Annotated in this window: 23 protein-coding genes; 4 read left to right on the top strand and 19 right to left on the bottom strand. The window is 72.8% G+C overall.

The features are described from left to right. Nucleotides 1-17: 17 nt before the first annotated feature. The 7 genes from OOK34_RS00355 to OOK34_RS00385 all read right to left on the bottom strand — a co-directional run bounded on the left by OOK34_RS00355 (nucleotide 18) and on the right by OOK34_RS00385 (nucleotide 8204). Entirely contained in the window at nucleotides 18-2075 is a 2058-nt protein-coding gene (locus OOK34_RS00355) for a SpoIIE family protein phosphatase (protein ID WP_267031828.1), read from the bottom strand. A gap of 338 nt (nucleotides 2076-2413) precedes the next feature. Further along, on the bottom strand, nucleotides 2414-2893 hold the full coding sequence (locus tag OOK34_RS00360; protein ID WP_267031829.1) for a DUF3574 domain-containing protein: 480 nt from the start codon (nucleotides 2891-2893) through the stop codon (nucleotides 2414-2416). 92 nt (nucleotides 2894-2985) lie between these two features. Further along, a complete protein-coding gene (locus OOK34_RS00365) occupies nucleotides 2986-3912 on the bottom strand; it encodes a DNA-binding protein (protein ID WP_267031830.1) in 927 nt (308 codons plus the stop codon). After that, nucleotides 3909-5126 (bottom strand): MAB_1171c family putative transporter, encoded by a 1218-nt coding sequence (locus OOK34_RS00370; RefSeq protein WP_267031831.1) that lies wholly within the window; start codon nucleotides 5124-5126, stop codon nucleotides 3909-3911. Before OOK34_RS00370 ends, OOK34_RS00365 begins: the two co-directional genes overlap by 4 nt. Continuing rightward, nucleotides 5123-5728, bottom strand: a complete 606-nt coding sequence (locus OOK34_RS00375) for a hypothetical protein (protein ID WP_267031832.1) — start codon at nucleotides 5726-5728, stop codon at nucleotides 5123-5125. The genes OOK34_RS00370 and OOK34_RS00375 overlap by 4 nt, the downstream gene beginning before the upstream one ends. A 408-nt stretch (nucleotides 5729-6136) precedes the next feature. Then, the gene (locus tag OOK34_RS00380; protein ID WP_267031833.1) at nucleotides 6137-7324 is read right to left on the bottom strand and encodes an aromatic amino acid transaminase; all 1188 of its coding nucleotides are present in this window, start codon (nucleotides 7322-7324) and stop codon (nucleotides 6137-6139) included. Next, a complete protein-coding gene (locus OOK34_RS00385) occupies nucleotides 7317-8204 on the bottom strand; it encodes a DMT family transporter (protein ID WP_267031834.1) in 888 nt (295 codons plus the stop codon). Before OOK34_RS00385 ends, OOK34_RS00380 begins: the two co-directional genes overlap by 8 nt. Nucleotides 8205-8500: 296 nt before the next feature. Here OOK34_RS00385 and OOK34_RS00390 point away from each other — a divergent pair, with 296 nt between their 5' ends. Next, nucleotides 8501-8983 carry an Lrp/AsnC family transcriptional regulator gene (locus tag OOK34_RS00390; protein ID WP_267031835.1) on the top strand — a complete coding sequence of 161 codons (483 nt, stop codon included), beginning with the start codon at nucleotides 8501-8503 and terminating at the stop codon, nucleotides 8981-8983. A gap of 40 nt (nucleotides 8984-9023) precedes the next feature. On the opposite strand, the gene OOK34_RS00395 is transcribed toward OOK34_RS00390, so the two are convergent. After that, the gene (locus OOK34_RS00395; RefSeq protein ID WP_267031836.1) at nucleotides 9024-11840 is read right to left on the bottom strand and encodes a hypothetical protein; all 2817 of its coding nucleotides are present in this window, start codon (nucleotides 11838-11840) and stop codon (nucleotides 9024-9026) included. A 44-nt stretch (nucleotides 11841-11884) separates the two neighbouring features. Between OOK34_RS00395 and OOK34_RS00400 the strand changes: the two genes are divergently transcribed. Next, nucleotides 11885-12439, top strand: a complete 555-nt coding sequence (locus OOK34_RS00400; RefSeq protein WP_267031837.1) for a hypothetical protein — start codon at nucleotides 11885-11887, stop codon at nucleotides 12437-12439. A gap of 55 nt (nucleotides 12440-12494) precedes the next feature. Here the strand turns inward: OOK34_RS00400 and OOK34_RS00405 are convergent, their stop codons facing one another. The 8 genes from OOK34_RS00405 to OOK34_RS00440 all read right to left on the bottom strand — a co-directional run bounded on the left by OOK34_RS00405 (nucleotide 12495) and on the right by OOK34_RS00440 (nucleotide 21651). Then, nucleotides 12495-13019 (bottom strand): hypothetical protein, encoded by a 525-nt coding sequence (locus tag OOK34_RS00405; RefSeq protein ID WP_267031838.1) that lies wholly within the window; start codon nucleotides 13017-13019, stop codon nucleotides 12495-12497. Further along, nucleotides 13012-14718, bottom strand: coding sequence for a type IV secretory system conjugative DNA transfer family protein (locus tag OOK34_RS00410; protein ID WP_267031839.1), 1707 nt, complete (start codon nucleotides 14716-14718; stop codon nucleotides 13012-13014). The genes OOK34_RS00405 and OOK34_RS00410 overlap by 8 nt, the downstream gene beginning before the upstream one ends. 1 nt (nucleotide 14719) lies before the next feature. Beyond that, the gene (locus tag OOK34_RS00415) at nucleotides 14720-16111 is read right to left on the bottom strand and encodes a type VI secretion protein (RefSeq protein ID WP_267036575.1); all 1392 of its coding nucleotides are present in this window, start codon (nucleotides 16109-16111) and stop codon (nucleotides 14720-14722) included. 161 nt (nucleotides 16112-16272) lie between these two features. After that, entirely contained in the window at nucleotides 16273-17799 is a 1527-nt protein-coding gene (locus tag OOK34_RS00420) for an SCO6880 family protein (protein ID WP_267031840.1), read from the bottom strand. Next, nucleotides 17799-19658: a hypothetical protein gene (locus tag OOK34_RS00425; RefSeq protein ID WP_267031841.1), complete on the bottom strand. Its 1860-nt coding sequence runs from the start codon at nucleotides 19656-19658 to the stop codon at nucleotides 17799-17801. Before OOK34_RS00425 ends, OOK34_RS00420 begins: the two co-directional genes overlap by 1 nt. 31 nt (nucleotides 19659-19689) lie before the next feature. After that, nucleotides 19690-20481: a hypothetical protein gene (locus OOK34_RS00430; protein ID WP_267031842.1), complete on the bottom strand. Its 792-nt coding sequence runs from the start codon at nucleotides 20479-20481 to the stop codon at nucleotides 19690-19692. Beyond that, the gene (locus tag OOK34_RS00435) at nucleotides 20478-20777 is read right to left on the bottom strand and encodes a hypothetical protein (RefSeq protein WP_267031843.1); all 300 of its coding nucleotides are present in this window, start codon (nucleotides 20775-20777) and stop codon (nucleotides 20478-20480) included. Before OOK34_RS00435 ends, OOK34_RS00430 begins: the two co-directional genes overlap by 4 nt. 13 nt (nucleotides 20778-20790) lie before the next feature. Further along, on the bottom strand, nucleotides 20791-21651 hold the full coding sequence (locus OOK34_RS00440) for a hypothetical protein (protein WP_267031844.1): 861 nt from the start codon (nucleotides 21649-21651) through the stop codon (nucleotides 20791-20793). 311 nt (nucleotides 21652-21962) lie between these two features. On the opposite strand from OOK34_RS00440, the gene OOK34_RS00445 reads away from it, so the two are divergent. Next, a complete protein-coding gene (locus OOK34_RS00445) occupies nucleotides 21963-23093 on the top strand; it encodes an NlpC/P60 family protein (RefSeq protein WP_267031845.1) in 1131 nt (376 codons plus the stop codon). Nucleotides 23094-23125: 32 nt separating this feature from the next. Next, nucleotides 23126-23701 carry a hypothetical protein gene (locus OOK34_RS00450; protein ID WP_267031846.1) on the top strand — a complete coding sequence of 192 codons (576 nt, stop codon included), beginning with the start codon at nucleotides 23126-23128 and terminating at the stop codon, nucleotides 23699-23701. Here the strand turns inward: OOK34_RS00450 and OOK34_RS00455 are convergent. The 3 genes from OOK34_RS00455 to OOK34_RS00465 all read right to left on the bottom strand — a co-directional run bounded on the left by OOK34_RS00455 (nucleotide 23698) and on the right by OOK34_RS00465 (nucleotide 26586). Further along, on the bottom strand, nucleotides 23698-24207 hold the full coding sequence (locus OOK34_RS00455; protein ID WP_267031847.1) for an O-acetyl-ADP-ribose deacetylase: 510 nt from the start codon (nucleotides 24205-24207) through the stop codon (nucleotides 23698-23700). The genes OOK34_RS00450 and OOK34_RS00455 overlap by 4 nt on opposite strands. Further along, on the bottom strand, nucleotides 24207-25625 hold the full coding sequence (locus tag OOK34_RS00460) for an NAD(P)/FAD-dependent oxidoreductase (protein ID WP_267031848.1): 1419 nt from the start codon (nucleotides 25623-25625) through the stop codon (nucleotides 24207-24209). The genes OOK34_RS00455 and OOK34_RS00460 overlap by 1 nt, the downstream gene beginning before the upstream one ends. A gap of 136 nt (nucleotides 25626-25761) precedes the next feature. After that, entirely contained in the window at nucleotides 25762-26586 is an 825-nt protein-coding gene (locus tag OOK34_RS00465) for an inositol monophosphatase family protein (RefSeq protein WP_267031849.1), read from the bottom strand. Nucleotides 26587-26652 lie beyond the last annotated feature (66 nt).

The raw sequence follows: 26652 nt of genomic DNA on the forward strand, positions 1-26652 counted from the left end.
CCCCCGGGGGGCCGCCGTCAGGTGGTACGGGCCAGCAGCACCGCCACGTCGTCCTGCGGGGCCTCGGGCAGCAGCCGGGCCAGGATGCCGTCGCACAGCTCCTCCAGCGGCCCGGCCTGGCCCAGCGCCCGTGCGAGCCGCTCCAGCCCCTCGTCGAGGTCCCGGTGGCGGCATTCGATCAGCCCGTCGGTGTAGAGCGCGAGCAGGCTTCCGGGCGGCAGCGGGACCTCCTCGGTGCGGAACTCCTGCCCCCCGGTGCCCAGCGGGGTTCCGGGCGGTCCCTGGAGGAAGGCGACCCTCCCGTCGGGGGTGACCACGGCGGGCGGCGGGTGCCCCGCGCGGGCGATGACGCAGCCCCCGGCCGCCGGGTCGTGGACGGCGTACACGCAGGTCGCCATCTCGTCCTCGCCGAGGTCCTCCACCACCGCGTCGAGGGAGCGGAGCATCTGCGCGGGCGGCACGTCGTGGCGGGCGAGGGTGCGTACGGCGGTGCGCAGCTGGCCCATGACGGCCGCGGCGTGGATGCCGTGGCCCATGACGTCGCCGATGACCAGGCCGGTGCGGCCGCGGGGCAGCTGGATGACGTCGAACCAGTCGCCGCCGACGTCGTGCTCGCTGGCGGGCAGGTAGCGGCCGGTGAGCTGCAGGCCGGGCACCTCGGGGAGCGCGCTGTTGGTGAGGCTGCGCTGGAGGGTGAGGGCGGCCTGGCGCTGGCTGGTGTACATCCGGGCGTTGTCGATGTTGAGGGCGGCGCGTGCGACGAGCTCGTCGATGAGTACGCAGTCCTGCGCGTCGAAGGGCTCGCGGGCGCGCAGCCGGGTGACGGCGACGGCCCCGAGCACCTTGCCGCGGGCGACCAGGGGCACCATGCGGGCCGATCCGAGGGTGGCGAGGTAGTCGCGCAGGGCGTCCGCGCGGGGGTCGGTGATCAGGGCGGGGATGTCGGAGACGTACAGGTTCATGGGCACCCCCTCCGCGATGACCCGCTCGTACACCGTCCCGGTGGGGATCTGGAAGGTCTGGCCCGGTGCGAGGCGGGCGGTGGGGGCGGAGGGGTCGGGGAAGGCGGCGGCGAGCCTGCGCAGGAGCCCCTGGGTGGAGGCGGCGGCCGCGGCGCTCTCGTCGGGGTCCAGTACGGCTTCGAGGAGCTGTACGTCGGCCGAGTCCGCGAGCTGCGGCACCAGCAGGTCCACGATCTCCTGGGCGGTCTGGCGCAGGTCGAGGGTGGTGCCGATGCGGGTGCCGGCCTCGGCGAGCAGGGCGAAGCGGGTGCGGGCCCGCTCGGCCTCCAGCTGGGCCCGCTGGCCCTCGGTGATGTCGATGAGGGAGGCGATCAGGCCGAGGCGGCGGCCGCTGCCGTCGAGGAGCGGGGCGTAGGAGCAGGACCAGGTGCGGTCCTGGTCGGGGTCGGCGGGGGTGCGGCCGGTGCGGCGTACGTCGACGACGGCGGTGCCCTGTTCGAGCACCTGGCGCATCGTGGCCTCCAGGGCGGTGGCGTTGACCCCGGGCACGACCTCGGTGAGGCGTTTGCCGAGGTGCTCGGCGGCGGAGACGCCGTTCATCCGGGCGAGGGCGTCGTTGACGCGCAGGAAGCGCAGGTCGGGGCCGAGGGTGGCGAGGCCGATCGGGGACTGGGTGAAGAGGCTCTGGAGGGCGGCCAGGGAGTCCCGCATGCGCAGGACCTCGGAGGTCTCGACGGCGATGAGCATGGCGCCCGTACGGCCCTGGGGGTCGGCGGCGGGCACGATCCACATCTCCATCGCCACCCGGTGGCCGTCGCGGTGGCGTACGGGCAGGGTGCCGACGACGGTTTCGCCGGCCTGGACCCGGCGGGTCAGGTCGTCGGCGAGCTTCCGGTTGGCCTCGGGGACGAGGACGGCGGTGCCGGGCCGGCCGAGGATGTCCTCGGGGCGGTGGCCCAGCAGGTCCTGGGCGGCCAGGGACCACTCCACGACGCGGCCGTCCGCGTCCTCCCGCCACAGGGCGATCGGGAGCAGTTCGCGCAGTACGCCCGCGTACCCGACCGCCGCCGTCGGCGGATCGGGCACCTTGCTCGTCGACTGGTAAGCGTCCAACGCACCGACCTCGCCCCGGGGGGTCTGATTCCTACCGATTCACCCTATCCGAGGGCCCCGCGCGGGGCCCTCGGGCGGCGGGCTGCCCGGGGCGTCGGTGATCACCGTGCCGGGGTGGAGGTGCGGACCGGCCGGGGGACGCCGATGATGGTGGCGACGAGCTGCCGAGCCGTGGGAAGCGGTCGGTCTTCGACCCGGCGGGCGCGGAGGCGTTCGCGCGGGAGCTGCCCGACGCCGAGGAGCCGGCTCCCCGGCGCCGGGGACTTCGCCCCGGAGGGGCGCGGACCCGGAATTGCCGCTCCGGTCCGTGAATTCCCGGACCCTTGACTGGCTAGCTGTCAGAAATCGACCTGGGCCCGGACATCGGCCCGGCCGACGGACTCCAGCTCCCAGGTCTCGCAGTAGAGCCGGCGGATGTACTCGATGTCGGCATTGCGGGCGTGGGCCTCCCACACCGGGTACATCACCGTCAGCTCGTACGATCTCTCGCGGTTGATGTCGCCCTCCTTGTCACGCCACTGGCCGCGGCCCTCCTGGAGGGTCAGCCCGGAAGGGAACCGCGGCGTCACCACGTCGGCGACGAATTGATTGAACTCCTCCTCCGTGATGGGCGGATGGCCGTCGTGCCGGCCGGTGCCGAAGTAGAGGTGCGTGGAGATGTACGCGCTGCCCTGCCCGGCGGCAGCCTGCTCGGCGGCGGCCGCCGGGGCGGAGCCGGCGCCGAGGGTGGCCTGCGACACCGGTCCGCCGAAGGCGAAGAGGAGCGCGGCCGCCGCCAGCAGACCGGCGGCGGGCGTGGAAATCCTTAACGGGCGCATGTGGTCGTCCTATCTGTCCGTGAGTGGTCACCGATCCGCGGATCGGCAGGAAGCCGCCCGAAGGGCGGTCCGGAAGGGGGCCGGTACGCGCCCTAGGCAGGCAGCGATTCCAGCAGGAAGGCCGCCGCGTCCCGCAGCGGGGCCGGGGCGCCCGTGTCCCGGCGGCGCAGGCCGGCTGCCGTCCTGGCGAGCGTCTCGGTGGTCCGTACCGACCCGATGGCGGCGGCGCCCGGAGCGACCCGCGCGATCAGGTCCTCCGCCTCCCGCCAGGCCCCGGCCCGCGCGAGGGCCGAGAGCAGCTCCGCCGTGAACAGGTGCCGGTAGGAGGGGCCGGGGGCGGTGGCCGCCTGGTGCAGCAGCGGGATGGCCCGGTCCCAGCGGCGCAGCCTGGCCTGCACCCAGCCCTCGTGGCCCAGCAGTTCGGCCTCGTCGATCCACCAGGCCCAGTGCGGGTCCCGCCGGGAGACGCCGTCCAGGAAGCGGCTGCGGGCCCGGGAGATCAGCTCCAGGGGCCTGCCCCGGCCGCCGAGCAGGGCGCTCGCGTGGGCCTGGCGGATCAGCACGAGGCTGGCGACCCGGGCCGGCAGCGGCCGTGGCCCGCTCACCCGGGCCGCGGCGTCCAGGGCGGCCCGCGGCTGCCCGGTGTGGGTGGTGAGCATGCTGTGGTTGAGCAGGACCAGCCGCGCCGTCCAGCGGTCTCCGCACAGCTCCGCCAGGGCCAGCGCCCGCGCGTTCATCCGGCGGGCGTGGGCGTAACGGCCCGCGTCGAAGAGGATCCAGCCGATGACCTCGCTCAGCTCGGCGAGGGCGGCGAGGTGGTCCGGGTCGTGGCCGCGCAGGGTCCGGGGGGCGGCCGACAGTTCCGGGATCCGCCGCACGGCCTCGCGTACGGCGGGCACGGCGGCCCTCGCACCGCGGTCGGTGTCCAGGGCCACGAGGCGCTCGACGGTGCGCAGGGCCAGCCGGACCGCTTCGTCACGGCCGTCGGCGCGGCCGGGCCGGCCGGACGGCGCCGTCATGACAGCAGGCCGGCGTCGACCGGGCCGGTCCGGCGCTGGCCGAGGTCGTCGAAGGAGGAGGCCACCCGGCTCAGCCAGTCCACCTCGTCGCGGAAGTCCTCGTACGGGGGCCGCGCGGGGATGTCCGACGCGTCGGCCCGCTCGGCGCGCTCCGCCCGTTCCTCGGCCGGGCGGCCCAGGACCGCGCGCAGCTGGAGGGCCTCGCCCAGGGGTGAGGTGGGGTCCTCCGGGAGGTTCAGGGCGCGGGCCACGCGGGTGAAGTCCTCCAGGGACAGCGAGGTGCGCAGGATCAGCTGGCCGTCGCGTATCTCGATGACGCGCCGGTAGAGGCGGTAGTGCGGGTCCCTGGGCGGCACCAGGTCCCGCAGCCAGGAGCGCGGCGGGTCCAGCGCGATGTCCGGCGTCGCCTCGTACAGCGCCCACCACAGGGGCCGCAGCCGGCGGTAGGAGCGGTAGCTGCGGGCCCAGCCCCGCGCGCGGGTGATCCGGATACCCCAGGAGGGGATGGTCCAGCCGGCGATCTGGAGCAGGGCGCCCACGCTGCCGCACGTCCACTGGATGGGGTCGAGTTCCGCCGCGTCGAAGTGCAGGCGGGTGCCGGCGATCTGGATGCTCCGGGTGACGCAGTACACGAGGATCATGCTGGCGCCGACGGTGACGGTGCGCATGCCGACCTTGAGCCACTGCCGGTTGGCCATCGTGGTGAAGCGCAGCGACAGCCGCACCGTCTCGAACTGCCCGACGGCGCAGATCAGCAGGTAGAAGGACATGTAGAGGGCGTAGCCGCCGTGCTGGATGCTGAGCAGGATCGTGGAGGTGGCCGTCTCCGAGTGCGCCACGGGGCCGACGGAGAAGGACGAGACCACCAGGACGCCGAGGGCGGCGCCGAAGAGCAGGACCCGGCGGCGCGCCATGCGGCGGGCCTCGGCGGGCGGCGACGACCAGTAGACGAGGACGACCTGCTGCGCGGCGGTGAGCACGACCACGGCGGCCTGGGTGATCAGCGAGGTGATGTTCGGCAGCCCGAAGAAGGCGGAGATGTGCAGCCGGAGCTGGTCCAGGTCGACGAGGAAGCTGATCCCGGAGCACAGGAAGTAGGTGCACAGCGCCCAAAGGGCGATGTCGTGCCTTCTGCGCAGCAGGTCCGGGAGCCGGTAGGCAAAGGCGGCGAGGCCCACGAAGGCGCAGACCCACGCGAGGACGGTGTAGATCACGCGGGCCCCTGGTCGGGCCTGCCGAGGCCGCTCTCGATCCGGGCCACGATCTCGGCCGCCGCGTCCGGGACGCCCCAGGCCGGTTCGGTCCAGCGCTTGGTGGCCCGGGCCAGGATCAGCGAGGCCATCGTCTCGGCCTCCTGCTCCTCGTCGTCGCTGTAGCGGGAGCGCATCAGCACGCCCCGTACGGCCTCGGGGTCGACGTCGGAGAACAGCCCGCCCGGATCCCCCTGGTCCGCGCGGCCCGGACCGAGCTGGTCCAGTTGCACCGACCCGTTGTGGTCGAAGGCTATGTGGGCCAGTTCGTGCGCGATGATGTGTTCCTTGTGCGAGGCCGAAGCCGCCTTCTCGAAGGCGATGATGTCGAAGTCATCCGTTTTCAGCCATATGCCGAACAGATGGCGCTCCGGGAAGGCCGTCGGAATCAAATGGATGGGGCGGCCGCGCTGCTCGCTCAGATATGCGTGGAGTTCGTCAATGCCGCAGCCGTGCTCCATGCCCCACTCCGCGAGCAGTCCCTCGCAGGTGTGGCGGACCTTCTTGAGACGGCGCCTGAGCCGCCTGTCCTCCGACGCCGGTAACGCGGAGCCAGGTAACTTCATCCCTCAGTCCTCCGGCGAACCCAGCGGTCGGACAATGCGGCCATGATGCCACACCCCCAACTCGCCACTGGGCGGGGTGAGTTCTATCCGGCCATTCCCCCCGGGATTTCAGCCGCCGATTACCTCTTGACTACGGCGGGCCGGGGAGGAAAATCGGTGATACACCGGAAAACCGGAAAAGAGCCGCACCTCCCCCGGAAGACGTTCCGAGGCCCGCGTGACCCTTGACCAGGCTCTGGCCAGGCCCCCGGCTGTTCTCGCGGACCACGGGAGCCATCGGCGACGGCGGATGGCTCATGGCACCGACGGGACGGCCGGGGACTGTCTTGCAGGGATTGCAGAAGCCCGGGCGGCGAGCCGCCCGGGCTTTCTACTGCGGTTCAGCGACACGGCTTCAGCGACTCGGCTTCAGCGGTTCTCGAGGACTCCCGCTATGCCCTGCGCGAGGCAGGGGATCCGGTCGGCCGCGATGCCCGCGATGTTGATCCGCCCGGCGGTGGTCCCGTAGATCGCGTACTGCCGGCGCAGCAGGAGCATCTCCTGCGCCGTCAGCGGCAGCATCGAGAACATCCCCCGCTGCCGTGCGAGCGAGCGCGCCTGCGCGCCCCAGCCCAGCGCGGTCAGGCGTGCGGTCAGATCCGTCCGGTTGGCCTCGATCCGGCCCCGCATCGCGTCCAGCTCCGCGCGCCACAGGTCCCGCAGCCCTTCGTCCTCCAGGATCGTCGTCACGACGGCGGCCCCGTGCTCGGGCGGCATGGAGTAGAGCGTCCGGGCGGCGTTCTGCAGGGCCGTCTCGGCGTGCCGGACCGCCTGGGCCGACGCGCCGAGGACGATGGCGCAGCCGGTGCGGTCGCTGTAGAGGCCGAAGTTCTTCGAGCAGCTCACGGCGATGAGCATCTCCGGAACCCGCGCGGCCAGCAGGCGCGTGGCCGCCAGGTCGGCCTCCAGTCCGTCGCCGAGCCCGTGGTAGGCGAGGTCGATGAAGGGCACCCAGCCGTCCCGGGCCGCCAGCTCCGCCAGCGCCGCCCAGTCCTGCGGGGCGGGATCGGCCCCGGTCGGGTTGTGGCAGCACCCCTGGAGCAGGACGACGTCGTCGCGCCGCGCCCGCGCCAGGTCGCGCAGGACGCCGGCGGAGTCGAAGCCGCCCTCGGCGTCGCACCAGCCGAACGTACGGACCTCCAGGCCGGCGGCCTCGAGGATGGGCCGGTGGTTGACGTAGGCGGGATCGCTGATCCACACCGTGGTGCCCGGGCGGGTCCGGCAGATCAGGTCGGCCAGCAGCCGCAGCGCGCCGGAACCGGCGACGGTCTGGACGGCCGCGGCCCGGTCGGAGGGCCCCTGCGTGCCGAGGACCAGGTCCAGCAGGGCCCGGTTGAAGGCGGCGTTGCCGGAGAGCCCGCGGTACTCCTTGGACTCGGAGCGCTCCGCGAGGCGGATCTCCGCCTCGCGGACGGCGGCCATCACGGGGGTGCGGCCCGTCTGGTCGCGGTAGACGCCGAGCACCAGGTTCAGCCGTTCGGCCCGCTCGTCCGAGCCGAACTCGTACGTCAGGTCCCACAGCGGGTCGGTGGGGGGCGGGGGAAGAAGCTCAAGCATCTGCGGGGACCTCGGGGCGGGGGCGGACGGAGGAACGGCGGTTGGCGAGTACGACGCCGAGGGTGATCAGCGGTACGCCGATGAGTACGGCGAGGGTCGGGGACTCGCCGAGCACGGGGATGGCGAGCAGGACGACGGCCACGGGGCTGAGGCTGCCGACGACGGAGCTGCGCTCGGCGCCCAGCCGGCGGATGGCGAAGGCGTACAGCAGACCGGCGCAGAGTCCGACCCCGAGCCCCTGCACGACGAGGAACAGGGCGATGTCGCCGCCCGCCGCGTGTGCCAGGCCCGTCGGGAGCACCCCGGTGAGCACGAGCAGCCCGATCACCGCGAAGGAGGGCAGGCACAGCAGCCCGATCGACCCGACGGGGTCGAGGTCCACGTCGCGCAGCCCCACCGTGTACAGGGCCCACAGCCCGCTGGCCACCAGGAGCGTGCCTGCCCCCTCCAGTACGCCGGCGTCCACGGGGACGACGTAGCGCCATACGAGGGCGGCCACGCCGGCCGCGATCAGGGCGAGCCCGGCCACCTGGGTGCCCCGGGGGACTCCGCGTCCCCGGGCTGCCATCAGCGCGGCGACGAAGAGCGGGACCATTCCGGGGACGATCGAGCCGACGAAGGCGGCCGAGGTCAGGGCTCCGCCGTGCATGGCGGCCAGGAAGAAGGGCACCCCCGCACCGCAGATGATCTTGATCGCGGCGCCCGGACGCACCGCGGCGATGCGGCGCCTGCGCCGCCAGAGGGCGGGGGCCAGGACGACGAGCGGGACGCCGAAGCGCAGCAGGGCCGCGTCGGCGGGGAGCAGGGTGGAGGCGCTGAGGGCGCGGGCGCTGAGCGCGAAGGCCGCCCAGATCGCCACGGTCACCAGCAGCGCGGCCATGCCCCGGGCCTGCGGGGACAGCCCGCGCCGACTGGGGGTCCCCCCAGCGGTAGCTGGGGGAGGGTTTCCGGCCGGCGGGACCGCCGTGTCGAGAGGCGCGGTCGCGCCGGTGGTGTTGGTCGCGACCAAGGAAGTTGCTCCAGCCTGTGAGAACGGGCCGGTCCGGCCCGTTCACCGGCAACGTTAGGGCTTGGGGCGGGGCAGCCGATTGCCAGTTCTGCCGCTCGGACATACGTTTGGGGCAGGATCTGCCAAGGAATGGCGAAGAAGCCCCCCAGGAGCCCCCAGGAGCAGTCGTGGACGCGGTCGATCTGCAGATCATCCGGGAGTTGCAGGCCGACGGCCGGCTCTCCAACCAGGACCTCGCGGACCGGGTCCGCCTCTCCCCCTCCCCCTGTCTGCGCCGGGTCCGCCGGCTGGAGGAAGCGGGCCTGATCCGCGGCTACACGGCCGTGGTGGACCAGGTCGCCTTCGGGCTCCCGATCACCGTCTTCGTCCGGATCCGCCTGGAACGGCACACGTCGGAGGCGGTGGCCCTGTTCGAGGAGCACGTGGCGGTCATCGAGCACATCCAGGACTGCTACCTGATGGCGGGCAGCAGCGACTACCTGCTCCGGGTGGTCATCGAGGACCTGGAGGCCTACGAGGCCCTCGTCCGCCACCGGATCCACGCCATCCCGGGGATCGCCTCGATCGAGTCGAGCTTCGCGTACGGCAGCGTCAAGCAGTCCCGCACCTACCCCCGCCCCGTGCCGGGGGGCGCCGCGCGGACCCCCTGACCGCCTCGGCGGGCCGGGGGACCTGCGCGCGCATCGCCCCTCAGGTGGCCAGCCGGGGCGAGCGGGCCGCCGGAGGGGCAGGGGTCGCCACGCGGGGTGCCGGGGCCGCGGCCTGCGGGGGCGGTGCGGCGCCGGGCTGGGTCGCCGACAGGCGCGTCGCGTGGGTCTGGGCCGCCTGAGCCATCGCGGTCAGGGCCTTCACGTCCTCCGGGGCGAAGCGGCCCGAGGCGACGGCGGCCGTGACTGCCGCGCCGGCTCGCTCGGCCACCGCCCCGTACGGCACCGCTGCCCGACCGGGACCTTCGGGCAGGTCGTGCGCGGGCAGCTGCTGCCAGGCCTCGCGCAGGGCGCGGATGCGGGGGTGGTCCGAGCCCGCCAGCTCGCGGCCCATGTCGCTCTGGACCCAGGTCTGGAAGGAACGGGTGACGCCCTCGCCGGCCTGTTTGGCGTCCTGCGCCGTGGCGTACGGGGCCGGGGCCGCCGGGCCGTCGTACCGCTGGGAAGGGCCCTGCGGGCCGGGCCGCGGAGCTGTCGGCCCAGCGATGCCCGGGCCGCCGTCGTCCGGGGGACGGTGCGCCGCGCGGTGCCGGGCGAGCTGGGAGCCCTGGAGCGCCGTGGCCATGAAGCCGGCGGAGACGTTCCCGCTCTCCGGCGGGGCCACCTTGGCGTCGAAAGCGACGAAGCGCTTCACGTCGTCGCTGTCGAAGGCGACGTTCCCGGGGAGCATCCGGGACGCGGCGCCGGTCACGTCGACCGTGTGCTGCCGGCCCTGCACCTCGAACTCCACCCGGTAGCCGAGGTACTGGCGGTCGTCGTCGAAGACCAGCTCCCCCCGCACCTCGCCGCCGGCCGAACGCACGGCGGACTCGATGGAGTCGAGGGGCTGCGGGAGCCGGGAGACACGGCCGAGGCAGGCCACGTACGCGTCCCCCTCGATCCCCAGGGAGTTGCCCTCGCTGTCGAGGGCCTCCAGACGGACCCCGCCGTCGGGGCCGGTCACCGTACCGACTGACCCCAGGTAGCGGCCGCCGTATGTCACGAGCCTGCCGTCGCCGCCGTACTCGGCGTCGTGCGCCCGGCGCAGGGCCGTGTACTGGGCGTCGTTGTGGAGTACGAAGGGCGCGTCCTTGCCGACCATCAGCACCCTGGCCTCGGGGTCGGCCTGCAGGATGATCTCCGCGTTGGCGATGGCGGCGCCGCCGACACCGGCGAGCACCCAGACCTTGGCGACGGACGGGTCGTACTCGCCGTCGCCGATCGCATCGCCCATCAGGACCCGGCCGGGCGCGAGGGCGCCGGCCTCCTCCCAGGCCGCGGTCGCCCGCAGGGTCTCGGTCGCGCCCGCGACACGGGTGTCCTGCGAGGCGTTCAGGACCTCGGCCGTCTGCGGGTCGGCCAGAACCCGCAGGCTCGCGGCGGCCCGCCCCTCGCCGTCCGGGAGCGCGAGGAGCCGGTCGCGGGCCGCCTCGGCCTCGGGGGTCCCCGCCGCGGTGAGGACCTCGGTGAGGACCTCGGCCGCCTCCCGCTCGGTCGAGATCCGGCGATCGGCGCCGGGGATGATCTCGGGCGGGATGCCGGTGGCGAGCAGCGGGGCACCCTTGACCTCGACCTTGACCGGGTCGGAGCCGTCGGCCGGGATGATCTCGGCGATCAGGCGGCCCTCGGCGCTGACGCTCAGCTCCGCCCGCCCGTCGATGAGCGGGCCGCGCGCGGCGGCGGTGTCCTCCCAGAGCTGGAGCGCGGGAAGCGGCACCCGCTCCTGCGGGCCGGCGAACTGGTACGGGTCGCCCATACCGCTCTGGCGCAGGTGGCGGACCTGGTCGGCGGACTGGACGATCGCCGTGATGGGGTCCACGTGCCAGCGTCCGCGGGCGTCCACGAGCAGGGCGCCGGGGTCGCGTCCGGCGAGGGCGGCGCCGCCGCCGATCATGATCTCGAACTCCGGATACCTGCCCTCGGGGAGGGTCGCCTGCTGTGCGCGCAGGTCGGCGAGGGTCCGGGCGCTGACCGCGGTGCGCTCGCTCGCGGCCTCGGCGGCGGCCCGGTCCAGCTCCTCGCGAGGTACGGGCGTCCCGTCGGACCGGAGGCCGGGCAGAGGGTACTCGCCCAGGTCCGGCGCCTGCGGGGCCTGGGCGCGGGCGGCCCGGGCGTTGGTCAGGGCCTGCGCGTCGGCGGGGTCGAGCTGCTCGAGGGGGACGGCGAGCGCGTCCATGGCGTCACGCGTCTCGGCCGGCAGGTACCAGTCGACGGTCCTCAGACGCGCGTCAGCCGCGTACTGGTCACCGGCTCGGTTCGCGTCATCCGGTGGGGTCTGAGGCCTCAGCCCGGACTCGTCGACGAGCACGGAGAATCGGTCACGGGCCTCCTGACGCTCCGGGGCCGTGAGCTCGGCGTCGTTCATCCTGTGGGCGAGGTAGGTGAACTCGCCCACACGGCCCCGGTCGGCGTCGGACAGGACCAGATCCGCGGGCAGTGCGGTGCCCGGGACCAGCAGGTTCTCCAAAGGCACCTGCCCGCCGACCGCAGCGCGCTCCCGTACGACGACCAGCTCGCCCAGCTCGCGGGCCAGGACCTGTCCGGCCTGTTCGGGCCGGAGCGTATCGGCGAACTGGACGACGTACCGGTCGGCCGTGGTGTTGGTGAAGGTGCGGGCCGCCAGCTGCCGCGGCAGCTCCGCCGTGTCCAGGCGCAGTTCGACGGGTCGTCCCGCCGGGTCGGTGAGGAGGAAGAACCGTCGGCCGTCCTGCTCGGTGAGCGTGCCGTCCCGCAGCTGCGCGGAGTAGAGGTCTCGCAGCACTGCGGGCAACGCGGTCTCGGCTGCGGCGAGCAGCCGCCCTTCGCCGCTGCTCAGGTCCACTGATGTCCCCCCATTTGACCTGCCGATTCCAGTAGGATCATGCCATGTTGATCACTCGTTCGGCGCAGGAATCGCACCTCTACATGGATCTTCATGCCTGTGCGTGCGGTGCAAATCGGTTCGACCGCGAGCACCGTGTCGAAGACCGCGAGGGTGTGCTGGTCAGCGTGTATGAGGGCGTCTGCCCGGAGTGCGGCCGTGCGCGCGTGTTCGAGTTCACGTTCTCCGACGACCGGCCGGTCGCCCCTCCGGCCTTCGGTGGCCCTGAGCCCTCGCAGATCATCGATCCGGGTGAGTTCCTGTGGGTCGCCAAGCGACTGTCGCTCGAATCCGGGCAGCGGCTGTTGAACACCCCGAACGCCGAACACCGCGAGATCCGTCCGACCGTCGCGTACGGTGCCGCTGCCCTCGAGGAGGTCATCAAGTTCCTGCCGGAGGACGCCGACCGGATCCCGGAGGAACGGTTCACCTCCGAGCGGGGACGGGCGATGTACGCGGAGGACCCTTCGCGGTTCACCCGGAAGGCTCTCACCAGGACCCTGGAGCTTGATCGGAAGGTGCTGGCCGGCATCGATCGTTTCAGCCCCCCGCAGGCCTGAGCGCCCCCTCCCCCACACCCGAAGGCCGCCCCATCCATGATGGGGCGGCCTTCGGTCACAGCGGCAGGTCGAGCTCCGCCTGGCGGCGGGTGAGTTCGGCGGCCGCCGGGTGGGACGCCGGGGCCGTTGCCGCGGCGGAGAGGGTCAGGTACTGCTCGAAGGACTCCGCGGCGCCGGGTGGTGCGGGGATCAGCGGGGGCGGGTCCTGGTGGGTGCCCGTGGCGCAGGCCGGGAGTTGCAGGCGCGGAACGAAGGCGTGCAGGGTGTTGATCCAGTCGGCCTCGGCGAGCTCGCGGCCCGGGGCGTCGGTGCCCGCGTACGTACGCGTCCAGCCGGTGTGGAGGGCCGTCAGGTGCTCGACCACCGCGGAGTGGCGGTACCAGCAGTGGGTGATCTTGTTGTGCAGCTCGAACGTGGTGCGCAGCCAGTCGACCCATGCGCCGAGCTCGCGCAGCCGTGCCCGGCGGTCGGCGGGGTCCATGGCCGCCCATACCCAGCGTTGCGGCTCGCTCGGCGGGGCGGCGGCGGAGGGTCCGGTCGGCCAGAGGTCGGCCGGGTTGGACATGTCGAAGTCAGTCAACTGCGGCCGCCTTCTTGTCGGTTCCGGGCTTCGGTCCGGCCAGGAGCCTCTTGAGGTCCTTGTCGCGGAACGTGAGGCGCATCCTCACCTTGATCGGCGGCAGGTTGGTGTACTGCGCGATCGCCGTGAAATCGGGGAGCTGCTGGAGCGAGTGGACCGGTGCGAGGTCGGTCTCGGTGGTCTGGGTCGTGGTGGAGTGCTCGCCGCGGGAGCGGCCGTGGCTGGTCTTCACGACCTCGGTGCGCCCGTACAGCCCGGAGAAGTAGCGCAGGGTCTCCAGGTCGCCGCAGCCGGGCAGCAGCATGCGCAGGCCGCTGGCGGACAGGACGGTGTTGGCCTTCTGGGTTCCGAGGGATTCGCGGAGCTGGGACAGGTCGTGCCAGACGGTCAGCAGGGTGATGCCCATGCCGCGGCCGGTGGTGAGGATGTTGGGCAGGCGCGGGTAGCGGAGCATGTTGCCGGCCTCGTCAACAAGGATGCCGACGCTCGGACTGATGGGCGTGCCGGTGGAGTTGTACAGGGATTCCGCCGCGTGGATCGCTCCGGCGATCAGGGAGCTGATGAGCGGGGCGAAGCGGTCGGCGTCGGCCTCGGAGGCGATGATGCAGATGGTGCCCCGCTTCTCGAGCCACTCCTCGAAGGTGAAGTCGGAGCGGGCGCAGGTCTCGCGCACCTCCTCGTCGGCGAAGACGCGGGCGAGGACGTTGAGGCTGAACTGGATGGATCCGATGCCGTCCTCGTGCAGGCGCAGCCACGGGGAGGCGTAGTCGTCGGCGACGTCGGTGTAGCCGTGGGCGAGGAGTACGGCGCGGACGTGGTCGACCGCGTCCTTGCCGAGGGAGATCCAGCGGCGCATGTCGGAGATGCCCCCGCCCGAGAGGCGGGCGGCGAGCAGGATGCCCTTGAGGACGCTCTTGGCCTGGTCGACCCAGGGGGCCGCCCGCTTGTCGTCGCCGGAGGACGAGGCCTCGGCCAGCCAGGAGGCCATGCGGTCGGCCGCCTTGGCGTCGGTGCAGTACTCGACCGGCGACCAGTGGTCGCCGGCCCGGCCGGGGATGCCGGCCGGGGCGATGACCCAGACCGGTCCGATGGCGCGGCGGCGGGCGTAGATGACGTCCAGGTCGGCCGCCTTGGTGGTGGTCACCACCAGCGGGCCGGCCCATTCGGCCGCGTTCGGCAGGACCAGGCCCGTCGTCTTCGAGGAGCCCGGTACGCCGAAGACGGTCGCGGAGATGTTGGGCTGCGCGGCCACGACCTTGCCCGTGCGCAGGCCCCGCCCGGCGGTGATCCGGTTGACGCGCCGGGCGGGGTCGTCGAGCGCGGCCATCTTCCGTTCGGTCTTCGCCCCGCCCCACTGGGCGCCGCCCGTTCCCTTGCGGGAGGAGGACAGCAGGTCGGCGGCCTTGACCACGGCGACGCCCACGGCCAGGACCAGGACCGCGGTCAGGGCGTAGAACAGCCAGGAGGGCGGGGCCGGGTGGAAGACGGAGCCGGGGCCCTTGGCCAGGGCGTAGACGACCGTCTCGGGGACGGTGTCCTCGCTGCGGGCCCAGCCCCGCCCCGACAGCAGGGCGGAGAGGGGTCCGGCCAGCAGGACGGCGCCGCCGACCGTGACGACGAGGCCGACCCCGTACGCGGCCAGCAGGGTGTTGTCGTCCACCGTGGCGGGTGCCGACGTCCGGGTCTTGCGGTCTGCCACGTCAGATCACCATCCGTTCGTCGGTCTCGAAGAGGCCGATCTCGGTACGGGAGAGGATCAGCTGGACCGCGTGGGAGCCGCCGCCCCGGCCGACCTTCCACAGGGCCCGGCCGCGCTGCGCCGCACCCCAGGAGCCGATGAGGTCGCACTCGGCCGAGGTCAGCCCGATCGCCTCGCGGGTGAAGGCGAGGGGGCGGGTGTCCTGGGCGAGCTGGATGCGGGTCTCGCAGCTGGAGATCAGGTCGCGGGCGATGGCGACGGCCTCGGATCCGGCGGCGCCGACCGACTCGAAGTCGGAGAGGCGGTGGGTGGCCAGGACCTGGATCGTGCCGGTCGCGCGCGACAGGCGCAGGTCGGCGTCGATCTTCTTGACCATGGCGGCGCCGCCCGAGCGCATCTGCCGCCACAGCTCGTCACGGATGACGATCCGGGGCGCCTGGCCGGGCCGGTCGATCGCCGACTGGGCCCAGGAGGACACGCAGGACAGGACCATGGCGACGGTCTCGTCGCCATAGGGGGTCAGGGCGCTGATGTCGACGCTCTGGATGGGGGCGGCCCAGTCCAGGCCGAGGGAGGTCTCCTCGTCGAAGAGGCCGCCGAGGTGCCCCGTCACCATGATGCCGAGGGCGGAGCGGATGGAGGCCATGGACTCCCGGGCGCGCTGGACGTCCCCGTCGCGGATGCGCAGTTCGCGGGCCATCAGGTCGGTGGGGTCGCGCAGTTTGTCGTAGACGAGGGGAAGGGTCGGGGTCCGCAGCGACGTGTTTCCGGACAGCTCTCCCGTCAGGTCGCGGACCGCTACGTCGAGGGCCTCCTCCTCCTGGGGTTCGAGGGTCCGGCGCAGCTGGAGTTCGAGGAGGGCCTTGAGGAGGGTCAGGCGGCGCCTGTGGATCTCCGTCAGCCGGCCCTTGAGGACCGCGGGGTCCTTGATCTGGTCGAGGTCGGCGCCGAGGGGGCCCGCGTCGAGGGGGTTGAGGCGGCCGGGCAGGCCGGGGCCGAGCCGGACCGGCTCGACGCCCAGGTGGCGGCACATCGCCGCGTACTCGCCCTTCACGTCACCCGCGATCAGCGCCTTGTGCCCGAAGGCCATCAGGCGGAAGGCGAGCGCCTTGACGTGCGCGCTCTTCCCGGAACCCGGGATGCCCGTGATCATGACGTTCGGGTTGGTGACCAGGCCCTGCTGCACCCAGACGGTGGGGTGCGCGGAGAACGCCGCCGTGGTCAGCACGTTGTGCCCGATGTACGCGCCCACCGCGGGCAGGCTCGCGGCGTGCAGGAACGGGAACGCCCCGGCCGCGTTGACGGTCGTGGCGCGTACGACCTCGGAACGGGGGATCGAGGCCGACCGGCCGGAGAAGGGGCCCTTCCACCCCTTCTTCGGGGCGACCCGCATGACGGAGGCCGGGTCCTCCAGGAGCCGGGCCTCGCGCAGCTCACGGGCGCTGGGCGCCTCGGGACGCCGGCTCGTGGGCACGCCACCGATGCCGGCCGCCTCCCGCAGCCCGGTCTCGGCCAGCAGGGTGCCGTTGTCGGCCTTGCGGCGGAACAGCGCCATCAGAACGCCCCCCGCCGGTCCGGCAGGCCCTGGCCCAAGGGGAGCGCCCCAGCCGCGAAGCCGACGTCCTGGGTGCCCCACATCCGGCGCAGCTCCAGGTTGGCGGCGCCCGCGTCGGCCTGGATCTCGGCGCAGGCGGTCTCCAGCTCGTCGACGTCGGTGACCGTGACCGACAGGATCGCCGTCATCCGGACGACACCATCGCCGGCCGCGCGCTCCGCGTCCTGGCGGCGCGCGATCATCTCGGCGCGGCGCTCGTCCTCGCTCTCGTCCCGGCCGGTCTTGGCGCGGAGCTTGCGGGCCGCGTTGCGCTTGGTGGTCTCGCGGGCGAGTTCGCTGCGCGCCCGGCGGGGGCCCAGCGGCTCGTACACGAGGGACAGGCTGCGGCGGGCGTTGGCCCGGGGGCGCAGCAGGGGCTGCAGGAAGGTCGCGTAGACCTGCGACTGGGGCCAGCCGCGCACCTGGTAGGAGACCGTCCAGGCGCCGTCGTGCTGGTAGACGCCCATACCGGTCTCCGCGTACGAGGGTCCGGCGAGTTCGACGTCGACTCCGGGCGCCACACCTTCCCAGCCGGGGTTGCCCGCGGTGGCCTTGCGGGTCGCGAGCATCACCTGCGCGTCGGGGTCGTAGGCGGTGCGGATGGTCTGGGCGACCCCGCGCGGGTCCAGCCACTCCTCCACCTGGAGGCTCGCGCTGGACAGGGCCTGGCCCATGGCGTGCAGCTCGCGTACGAGGACGGCCGCCGCGCCCACCTGGCCGCCGCCGGCGCCCTTGATGGCGAGGCGCGCACGGGAGGCGGAGAGCGTCACCGCCAGGTACGTCTCACGGGCCGAGGCGGACGGGCCCGCACCCTCCATCACCTCGGTGAGCGCGGTCACGGCGGCGTCCGGCGCGTCCGCGCTGACGTGCCGGGCCGTCCAGGACGCCAGCGCGGCGCCGTCGTCCGGCAGGACGCGCTGGTGCACGCTCAGGCGGGTGATGGGCGAGTCCTCGGTGCAGTACGTCCGCAGGAGCGCGGCCCATCCGGCGACGCGGGTCGCCTGCCGGTCGGTGTCGATCAGGGCCAGGCCCGGATAGGTCACCCGGGCGACGGCCGTGTACGTGGCCGCCACCGGGTCGTGGCTGATGCCGAGCCGGCCGCCGAGACCGTCCGGCGCCTCCAGGATCCGCAGCCGGGCCAGGGTGCCCGGCAGGTCCATGGGCTGCTCGCCCGTTTCCTTGCTGCGCGGGGCCAGGGCCCCGCTGTGGAAGATGTTCCGGCGGGTTGCCACAGCGATCTGGTGCCTTACTGCGAGGAGGATCCATTCGTCGGCGGACAGGCCCATGACCCGGCCGAAGGCGAGGCCGACGAGGAGGAGACTGACCGGGATGCAGACCAGGGCCGCCGTCCAGCTCCCGAGGTTGAGGGGCAGGAGGAGCAGCAGGGCCGCCGTGGCGACGAGCGCGAATCCGGCTCCGGACATGTGCCCGAACCAGCCGGAGCGCTCCGACTGCCAACCCCCGTACGTGGGGTGACTCTGCGCCATCAGTCCTCCTTACCGGGCGACGGCGGGGCCATGGGCTCCGTGCCGTCGTACATCTGCGTGGGTTCCGCGGGGCTGACCCTGACTCCCTGCCGGGGCGGTGGAGGGGGGACCTCCACGAACGAGGCCTCGGGCGGGGCTTCGGGAACCTCGGGCACCTCTGCGGCCCGAACCTCGGAAGCGCGGCGCTGGGCGATCACGGCGTGCCGCCCGCCGGGGGCGCCGTGGCCCAGCCCGGCGTTGGCCGCGGTGTTGGACATGCCGGACTCCAGCGCGTCCTTCCCGACGGCCGCGAGCTGGAGCCCGACGGTGGCCGCCGACATGGCCCCGGCGAAACCGCCCTTGGCCGCTCCGCCCAGAGCGGCCCCGCCGCCACCGCCACTGCCGGCGTCCATCGGGGCGGCTTCCCGCTCCAGGGCCTTGGTGTAGCCGCTTCCGCCGCCGACCGATCCGGCGCCGCCGGACTGCTGGCTGGAGGCCGACGAGCCGATCGAGCTCATCAGCCCGGACATCATCGAGGAACCTTCGCCGTTGGTGGTGAAGGTCATGAACTTGGCGAGCACCGGCCAGCAGAAGCAGGCGCCGAGGAAGATCACGAGCCCGACGATCACGTTCTGGACGCCGCTGCTCTCCCCCATCGCGAAGAAGCCGATGGTGAAGAGGAGGACGATGACCGGCTTCATGAGGATCAGGCTGATCATCGCGTTGCGCGCGGAGGGCCACCAGTTCTTGGTGGAGTCCGTGATCTCTCCGGTCAGCACGATCGGCATGGCGACGACCAGGATCATGATCCCGGCCTGCCGCATCAGCATCTCGACCCACAGCGCGCCGATCGCCACGATGGTGATGACGCCGATGACGATGACGACGCCGACGGCGGCGGGCGCGAGGGCCTCGCCCGTGACGAGCATGGTCCCGCCCACCGCCGCGGCCCCGCCTCCGGGGGCCAGGGCGCCGAAGAGCTTTCCGAGCTGTTCCTTCATCGCATCGCCGGCACCCCCCTCCTTACCGAAGGAGAATTCGATCATCCACTCGGAGAGTTCGTCGGCGACTACTAGCGCCTGCTCGGTGAAGATGAGGTAGACGCTGCTGACGACCGCCCATTTGAGCAGGCCGCCCACGGCGGTGCCGGCCAACTCCCCGCGTTGGGACATGGCCGTCTTCCCGAACTGGATCAGCATCAGGAAGGCGGCGAGCATCGCGCTGATCGCCATGGTGATGCCGAGCGGTTTGCCGATGCCGGTCTGGGCGAGGTTGATGCTGGACGACTTGTTGAACAGGTTCGCGAACTCCTCCAGGAGCCACACCACGCCCTCGCCGATGTATCTGGCGGCCTCTTGCAGTGCGTCACTGGCGAACTTGGAGATCTTCCCGGCGACCCACTCGCCGACGCCCGGCGTCAGGGGGTACTCCCCCTCCCACTTGATCAGGCAGTCCTTGAAGATGCCGCCCTCGTTCACGCATTTCGTGAGGGCTTGGTTCAGCTTGGGCCAGTTCTCCAGGTTGCGCTTGTCCTTGGTGGCCTCCTGCCACTGCTTGAGCCGCTTGAGCTCGTACTCCTTCTGCCCTTCCTCGTCACAGTTGCGAGCGGCCGTTCCGTCCGCGCCCTCACAGATGTCGATACGGCCGGGAATCTCACCGGGCTTCGCGGTCCGGCAGATCTCCTGGTCGCGGATCACGCCCTCGTAGCAGTAGTGCCCCTGCTTGTCGATGCCGATCGAGTCCCCGCCGCTGTTCGCCTCGAATTCCTTCGGAATCGGGTCGGGCGGGCCGACCTTGGCGTGATATTCCTTCTTGTCCTCCGCCATCGCCGGCGCCGAGAACGTGCCAAGGGTGCACAGCAGCGTCGCGACCAGGACCACGAGAGCCCGAACCAGCGGGTGCGATGAAGCCCTAACCCGCACGCTGCACCTGCCGCCACCCGTCGCGCCAGGCATACGGGGATTCGGGGAAGTACGAGACGGGGTGGCTCGAGTGCTTCACGTAGTTGGGCCGGTTGGTGATTCGCCACATCCCGTTCTGCCACCGCAGGATCACGCTGGTGAGCTCGCCCTTCAGAGGGTTGTTGTCCGGCTTTTCGTCCGGTCCGGTCGCGTAGCGGTCGTAGGACATCCAGACTTCGATCACGTCGCCCGGCTTCTCGCCCTCCACCGGCAGCGCGTAGTACCGGACCGCTTGCACCGACGTGGTGAAGGTGATGGCGGACGGCGTACCGCCCGACGGCGGGAGCCCGGCCTGCTCGCGCAGTTTGCGCACCTCGGAGATCTGCTGGTCTATGTAGTCGGCGGAGTCCGGCGAGACCACGGCCTCCAGCTGCTGCCGGGCCTTCTGGTCGTCCAGCCAGGCGTACTCCTCCCACCAGTACACCGCCGCGCTCACCGCGTCGACACCCGAATGCTTGAAGCCCGTGGCCACGCCGTTGGCGTGACCGGTCGGCTTGAAGAGCTTCAGCTTCGGGCCCGTCTCGGGGGTCTTCGACAGCTCCGCTCCGGACGCCGACGCCGACGGCGCGCCCGAAGGGCCCTTCGCAGGGGCCCCCGAGGCCGGAGCCGCGGATCCGCCTTCGTCGTTCAGCAGCACGGCGGCGCCGTAGCCGCCGCCGGCCAGGAGGACCGCCGCGACCACCGCGATCCCCGCCAGCGTCAGTTTGGCCCGGCGCGCCTTGCGGTCGCCGTCCGCGCTCACTTGTTGCCTATCAGGTTGTACGCCATGAGCACGAGCGCCGAGGTCGCGCCGATCCCTCCCGCCCCGATCAGCGAAGCCAGAACCCCCGTCTTTCCACGCGCCGCGAGCTGTGCGTTCGAGGAGTTGTGGCCGACGGCGATGGCCGCCCAGGACAGGAGACCGCCGAGGACCGCGACCGCCAGGCCGACACCGGCCGCCCAGCCCAGCACCGTGGTCACGGCGCTGTTCAGTTCGGTGGGGACCGTGGGAGTGAACTTCGGGACGGCGTCAGCGAGAACAAAAGTGGTCATGCTCATGGGGAGATACCTCTTAGGCAGGAACTACAGGGGACACAGGGCGCAGGACCGCCGGCTGCGGGGCCGGCGGGAGCGGAGCGCCCCAGGACTCGTGGGCCGCACCCAGGACGGCGGCCGCGATCCGGGCCGCCGCCTGCCGGGTGCGGGCGTGGACGCGTCCCGTACGCAGGCCGCTGGCCCGCAGGTTCGCGTCGTACGGCAGGTGGACGACGTCGGCCGTCCGACCGGAGAGCATCGTGGCGGCGGCCCGTACGACCGGGGGCAGCCGCCCGTCGCCGGTGGCGACGAGCACCGCGACCACCCGGTGCAGCGGCAGGTTCTCCGCCGACATGGCCATCACGGCTTGCTGTAGGGCCTGGACGCCCTCGGCGGAGGCGGCCGCGCACAGCACGGGCACCGCGTACGGGAGGGAGAGCCAGGCCCGGGTCTGCCCGGGGAGGCCGGCGCAGCGGGCGGCGAGCAGGTCGTGCGTCACCGGGTGCGCGGTGTCGGCCACGACCGCCTGCCAGCCGCCGAGCGCGGCCAGTTGGTACCAGGCGGCGGGCTCCGGGGGGAGGTCGAGGGGCGGGGCGCTCCAGTCCCGTCCGTCGGTCAGGAGCTCCCAGCGGCCGGTGGAGCCGCCCATGGCGGCGCAGGCCGCTCGCACCGCCTCCCTGGAGGCCGGTTCGGCGGGCGGGAGCGCGGACAGACCGGATCCGCCCGGAGCGTCGATCCAGGCGGGCCAGGGCGACGCGAGACGCGGGGCCGTGTCCAGCACCACCGTGTCGCCCGTGGCGGCCAGTTCGGATGCGAGCAGGAACGCGAGCGTGGACCGCCCGGCCCCGCCCGTCGGCGCCAGTACCGGCACCATCAGCCGGGCATCGGCAGGCAGCACGCCCAGGAAATCTGGACGTTTCCGCATTAATCCCCCCAGAAAAGCGCAACAAATAATCGCTTGCGCAAACTTCACACAGTCGAACACGGCTGGATCAAGCCTATGGGCACACTACATGGCGAATCTGACAGAGCAGCAGAAGCACCCATCAACCTCGGCAGTTACCTGAAGTGGCATAGTGTCACGCACCATCAGGAGGTCCGGCCCGCACACCGATCTGTTCGATATGGCCCGAAACCCTCTTTGATGGAGCAAACGACGAGAACGGCCACCGGGGGCACGGACGGGCCGGGGGAACCGGGGGAAGACGCTTGACGTCGAAGAAGTGGATGGCCGCTGCCGCAACGGGAGTTCTCGCCACACCGGTGGCCATCGGGGTCGCCACGGTGCTGCTGGTGGCGGTCATCGCCCAGGACGGCGACGGTGGCGGAGGCGGCACCTGGCCGACGGCCAGCAGCCTCAAGATCGGTGGGAAGGACGGGGTGCCGCCCCAGTACGCGCAGCTCATCCTCGACGCGGCCGCCCGCTGCGACCAGGGCCTGCCGCCGGCCGTTCTCGCCGCCCAGATCTGGGCCGAGTCCGCCTTCAAGCCGGACGCGATCTCCCGCGACCCCGTCACGAAGGAGCCGATCGCCTACGGCATCAGCCAGTTCATCCCCGACACCTGGGCCGTCGAGGGGATCGACGGCGACGGCGACGGCGACAAGGACGTCATGGACCCCAAGGACGCCATCCCCTCCCAGGGATCGATGATGTGCAAGCTCCTGCGGACCGCCAAGGCGCATCCCGGGTACAACGGATCGCCCGTCGAACTGGCCCTGGCCGGCTACAACGCGGGCTGGGGAAGGGTCGACGAGTTCAAGGGCGTGCCACCCCGGTCCTTCGCGGGCGGGCAGACGTACGACTACGTCAAGGCGATCATGGAGAAGACCGTCCAGTTCACCGAGGCGAGTCCCGGAGGCCCGGTGGACATACCGCCCGAGTACTCCCTCCCCGCGGACACCCCTCCCCAGGTCCGTACCGCCGTGGCCTGGGCCCTGAAGCAGAAGGACGGCTGGTACCACCTCGGCGGGGACTGCACGGACGCCCACGGCCAGAACCCCGACCGGTGGTGCGACTGTTCCTCCCTCATGCAGCAGGCCTACAAGGCCGCCGGCATCGACATCCCGCGGGTCACCTTCGACCAGATCAACCTGCCGATCCGCGTCGACCTCAACCACCCCAAGGCCGGCGACCTGGTGTTCAACCCCGGCAGTGACGGAAGCGAGTCCTCGCCCGGGCACGTCGGCATGTACATCGGAGGGGCCGACCCCGACAAGGGCTTCGTCCTCGAGGCCCCGCGCACCGGGGTCCGTACCCGCATCGTCGCGTACAACAGCTGGCGCCACTCCACCAACTACATGACCAAGGTCTCCGGTGTCCGCAGGGTCGTGAACTGGTGACCCGAGACCGCACCGCCACGGGGACCACACAGATGGACGAGTCCGAGTTCTACCACCCCTGGGGCATCGTCAGCCCCGCCTTCTGGGCCGGCGCCGAGCCCGAGGCCGAACCCGAGCCCGAGCCCGAACCCGAGCCCGAGCCCGATCAGCCGGCACCGGCGCCCGCCCCCTCCGGCCTCGCCGCGATCCATGAAGCCTCCGCGGCCGGCCTGCACGAGGAGGCACTGCTCCTCGCCGAAGAGCTGGACACCGCCATCACCGCAGGGCACGGCGAGGTCCACCTCGACACCATCCAGGTACGCGAAATCCGGGGCTACCTCACCGATCTGACGGGCCGCCCGGCCGAGGCCCTGGACTGGTACCTCCACACCCTCCGCCTGCGCGCCCGGCTCCACGGCCGCGAATCCCCCGACACCGCTGCCGCCGCCCGCCGCGCCTACAGCCTCTGGCGCACCCTGACGCCCCCCGAGGCCCAGAACGCCGCCCCCGCCCTGCTGGCCACCTTCACCGAGACCCAGGGCCCGGATTCCCGCGCCGCTCGCTGGGCCCGCCGCCGCAGTGCCGAACTGGCGCTCCACCGTGAGGAGACGGGGCCGGACACCCCCTAGCGCAGGGCGGCTTCGAAGGTCGCGTAGGCAGTCGCGTCGAACAGGACGAAGCGGACCTCCTCGACCGAGGTACGGGCGGCCCGTACGGTCTCCACCGCGATCCGGGCCCCGTCGTCCATCGGCCAGCCGTAGATCCCGGTGGAGATCGCCGGGAAGGCGACCGTACGGGCCCCCAGCTCGTCGGCGACCCGCAGGGACTCGCGGTAGCAGGAGGCGAGGAGGTGCGAGCGGTCCTCCTCGCGCGACCAGACCGGGCCGACCGTGTGGATGACGTGCCCGGCCGGCAGCCGGCCCGCCGTGGTGGCGACCGCCTGGCCCGTCGCGAGGCCCTTGCCGTAGTGGGAGCGCCGCAGGTCCTCGCAGGCGGCGAGGATCTCGGGGCCGCCGCGCCGGTGGATGGCGCCGTCCACTCCCCCGCCCCCGAGCAGCGAGGAGTTCGCGGCGTTGACGATCGCGTCCGCCTTCTCGGCCGTGATGTCGCCCTGGACGAGGGTGATGCGCACCATCAGTTCGCCTTTCGCAGGTGCCGCCAGACCGCCTTGGCGGCGTTGTGCCCGGACATGCCGTGGACGCCCGGGCCCGGCGGGGTCGCCGAGGAGCAGAGGAAGACGGCCGGGTGGGCGGTGGTGTACGGGGACAGGGTGAGCTTCGGCCGGAGCAGGAGCTGGAGGCCGGAGGCGGCGCCGCAGGCGATGTCCCCGCCGACGTAGTTGGGGTTGCGGGCCGCGAGCTGCGGCGGGCCGGCCGTGGCGCGGGCCAGCACCAGGTCGCGGAAGCCCGGGGCGAAGCGCTCCAGCTGCCGCTCCACGGCTTCGGTGAGGTCGCCGTCCCAGCCCGCCGGGACGTGGCCGTACGCCCAGAAGACGTGCTTGCCCTCGGGTGCCCGGCCGGGGTCGACGAGGCTGGGCTGGGCGGTGATGAGGAAGGGGTTGCGCGGGGCGCGGCCGCCCGAGGCCAGCTGGAGAGCGGCGTCGATGTCGCGGCTGCCGGGGCCGATCTGGACGGTGCCGGCCCGGCGGGGGGCCTCGGCGGTCCAGGGCACCGGCCCGTCCAGCGCGTAGTCGATCTTGAACACGGAGGCGCCGTACCGGTAGCCGTCGTACGCGCGGCCCAGGCGGGCGATCCGGGCCAGGGCGGTCGGCGAGGTGTCGAAGACGTACGCGCGGGCCGGGGGGAGGTCGTCGAGGCGTTTGACCTCGAAGCCGGTGTGGACGGTGCCGCCGAGGTCCTTCAGGTACCCGGCGAGGGCGTCGGAGATCGACTGGGAGCCGCCGCGCGGCATCGGCCAGCCGCCGGCGTGCGCGGCGAGCGCGAAGACCAGGCCGACGGCGCCGGTGCCGATCCCGTTCAGCGGGGCGATGACGTGCGCCACGAGCCCGGCGAACAGGGCCCGCGCGCGGTCGTCGCGGAAGCGGCGCAGCAGCCAGGTGGAGGGGGGCAGGCCGGCCAGGCCGAAGCGGGCCAGGGTGAGCGGGTCCCGGGGCAGGGCGGTGTTCGGCAGGGACATGAAGTCCCGGGCGAGGGTGTCCCATCGGCCGAGGAACGGCTCCACCAGGCGCCGGTACGCGCCCGCGTCGCGGGACCCGAGGGAGGCCGCCGTCTCCGCCACGGAGCGGGAGAGCACGGCGGCGGTGCCGTCGTCGAAGGGGTGCGCCATGGGCAGCGGGGCGTGCAGCCACTCCAGGCCGTAGCGCTTCAGCGGCATCGTCGCGAAGACCGGGGAGCCGATGCCGAGCGGGTGCACCGCCGAGCAGGGGTCGTGCCGGAAGCCGGGCAGGGTCAGTTCCTCGGTGCGCGCCCCGCCGCCGATCGTCCCGGCGGCCTCGAACACGGCCACCGAGTGGCCCCGGCGAGCCAGTTCGACCGCGGCCGTCAGGCCGTTGGGTCCCGCCCCCACCACGACTGCGTCGAGAATCGACGGCACTGACAGCTCCTTCGTCCGGCGGCGGCCACTGTCTCCAGCTTATTCCGCCCGTCCATAGCGACTCTCCGACGGCCGGCCCGCGCCCGGCCCGCGCGCGGCCCGGCGGACGCCCGCCGGGCACCCCGCTGGGGCCCCGCTAGGCGCCGCGCAGCAGCTCGCGGATGCGGATCGCGGTGGCCTCGTCCCGGCCCACCGCGAAGGGCAGGGCATTGTCCCGGTCCACCCGGAAGGGCACCCCGTCGACCGTGCTCTGCGCGCCGCCCGCCTCGGCGACCAGCAGCAGTCCGGCCGCGTGGTCCCAGGCGGAGGGCCAGGTGAAGGCCAGGGCGTCCACCTCCCCGCGCGCCACCCTCAGGTACTCCAGGCCCGCCGAACCGCAGGGCCGGGCGGCGATGCCGGGCACGTCGAGCCGGGCCAGGATGCGCCGGTCCTCCTCGGACGTGTAGAGGGGGTGGGCCGTCGCCACGCGCAGCGCGGCGCCGGGCTCGGGCGAACCGCTGTGGATCCGCTCGCCGTTGACGTACGCACCCTGCCCGCGCACGGCCGTGGACATCTCGTCCAGGGCCGGGGCGAAGGTCCAGGAGGCGAGGATCTCGCCGCGCAGGGCCAGCGCCACCAGGGTGCAGAAGTTGGGGTCGCCGTTGACGAACTGGCGGGTGCCGTCGACCGGGTCGACGATCCACACGGGGGCGTCCTCGCGCAGCGCACCGTAGACGTTCGGATCGGCGTGCACGGCTTCCTCGCCGACCACGGCGGAGCCGGGCAGCAGCAGCGTCAGGGAGGCGGTGAGGTGCTCCTCGGCCATCCGGTCGGCGACGGTCACGAGGTCGTGCGGACCGCTCTTCTGGTCCACCTCGTGCTCGGCGAGCTGCCGGAATCTCGGCATGATCTCGACAGCCGCCGCCTTGCGGACGGCTTCGTCGACAGCGGACAGGTCAAGGGCCGGAAATTCATCGATCATGCCCCCAGCAAAGCACGCCCGGCTGACAATCCCCACCGGCAATTCCCGTCGCCGGGCCGGACACCG

The sequence above is a fragment of the Streptomyces sp. NBC_00091 genome (assembly GCF_026343185.1).
In the GTDB taxonomy this organism is placed as follows: Bacteria; Actinomycetota; Actinomycetes; order Streptomycetales; family Streptomycetaceae; genus Streptomyces.

Excerpts from the sequence above, each read along its gene's own strand:
- OOK34_RS00360 (WP_267031829.1), bottom strand. The coding sequence starts at position 2,893 with ATGCGCCCGTTAAGGATTTCCACGCCCGCCGCCGGTCTGCTGGCGGCG.
- OOK34_RS00365 (WP_267031830.1), bottom strand. The coding sequence starts at position 3,912 with ATGACGGCGCCGTCCGGCCGGCCCGGCCGCGCCGACGGCCGTGACGAA.
- OOK34_RS00375 (WP_267031832.1), bottom strand. The coding sequence starts at position 5,728 with ATGAAGTTACCTGGCTCCGCGTTACCGGCGTCGGAGGACAGGCGGCTC.
- OOK34_RS00380 (WP_267031833.1), bottom strand. The coding sequence starts at position 7,324 with ATGCTTGAGCTTCTTCCCCCGCCCCCCACCGACCCGCTGTGGGACCTG.
- OOK34_RS00385 (WP_267031834.1), bottom strand. The coding sequence starts at position 8,204 with ATGGCCGCGCTGCTGGTGACCGTGGCGATCTGGGCGGCCTTCGCGCTC.
- OOK34_RS00400 (WP_267031837.1), top strand. The coding sequence starts at position 11,885 with ATGTTGATCACTCGTTCGGCGCAGGAATCGCACCTCTACATGGATCTT.
- OOK34_RS00415 (WP_267036575.1), bottom strand. The coding sequence starts at position 16,111 with ATGCGGGTCGCCCCGAAGAAGGGGTGGAAGGGCCCCTTCTCCGGCCGG.
- OOK34_RS00420 (WP_267031840.1), bottom strand. The coding sequence starts at position 17,799 with ATGGCGCAGAGTCACCCCACGTACGGGGGTTGGCAGTCGGAGCGCTCC.
- OOK34_RS00435 (WP_267031843.1), bottom strand. The coding sequence starts at position 20,777 with ATGAGCATGACCACTTTTGTTCTCGCTGACGCCGTCCCGAAGTTCACT.
- OOK34_RS00450 (WP_267031846.1), top strand. The coding sequence starts at position 23,126 with ATGGACGAGTCCGAGTTCTACCACCCCTGGGGCATCGTCAGCCCCGCC.
- OOK34_RS00455 (WP_267031847.1), bottom strand. The coding sequence starts at position 24,207 with ATGGTGCGCATCACCCTCGTCCAGGGCGACATCACGGCCGAGAAGGCG.
- OOK34_RS00465 (WP_267031849.1), bottom strand. The coding sequence starts at position 26,586 with ATGATCGATGAATTTCCGGCCCTTGACCTGTCCGCTGTCGACGAAGCC.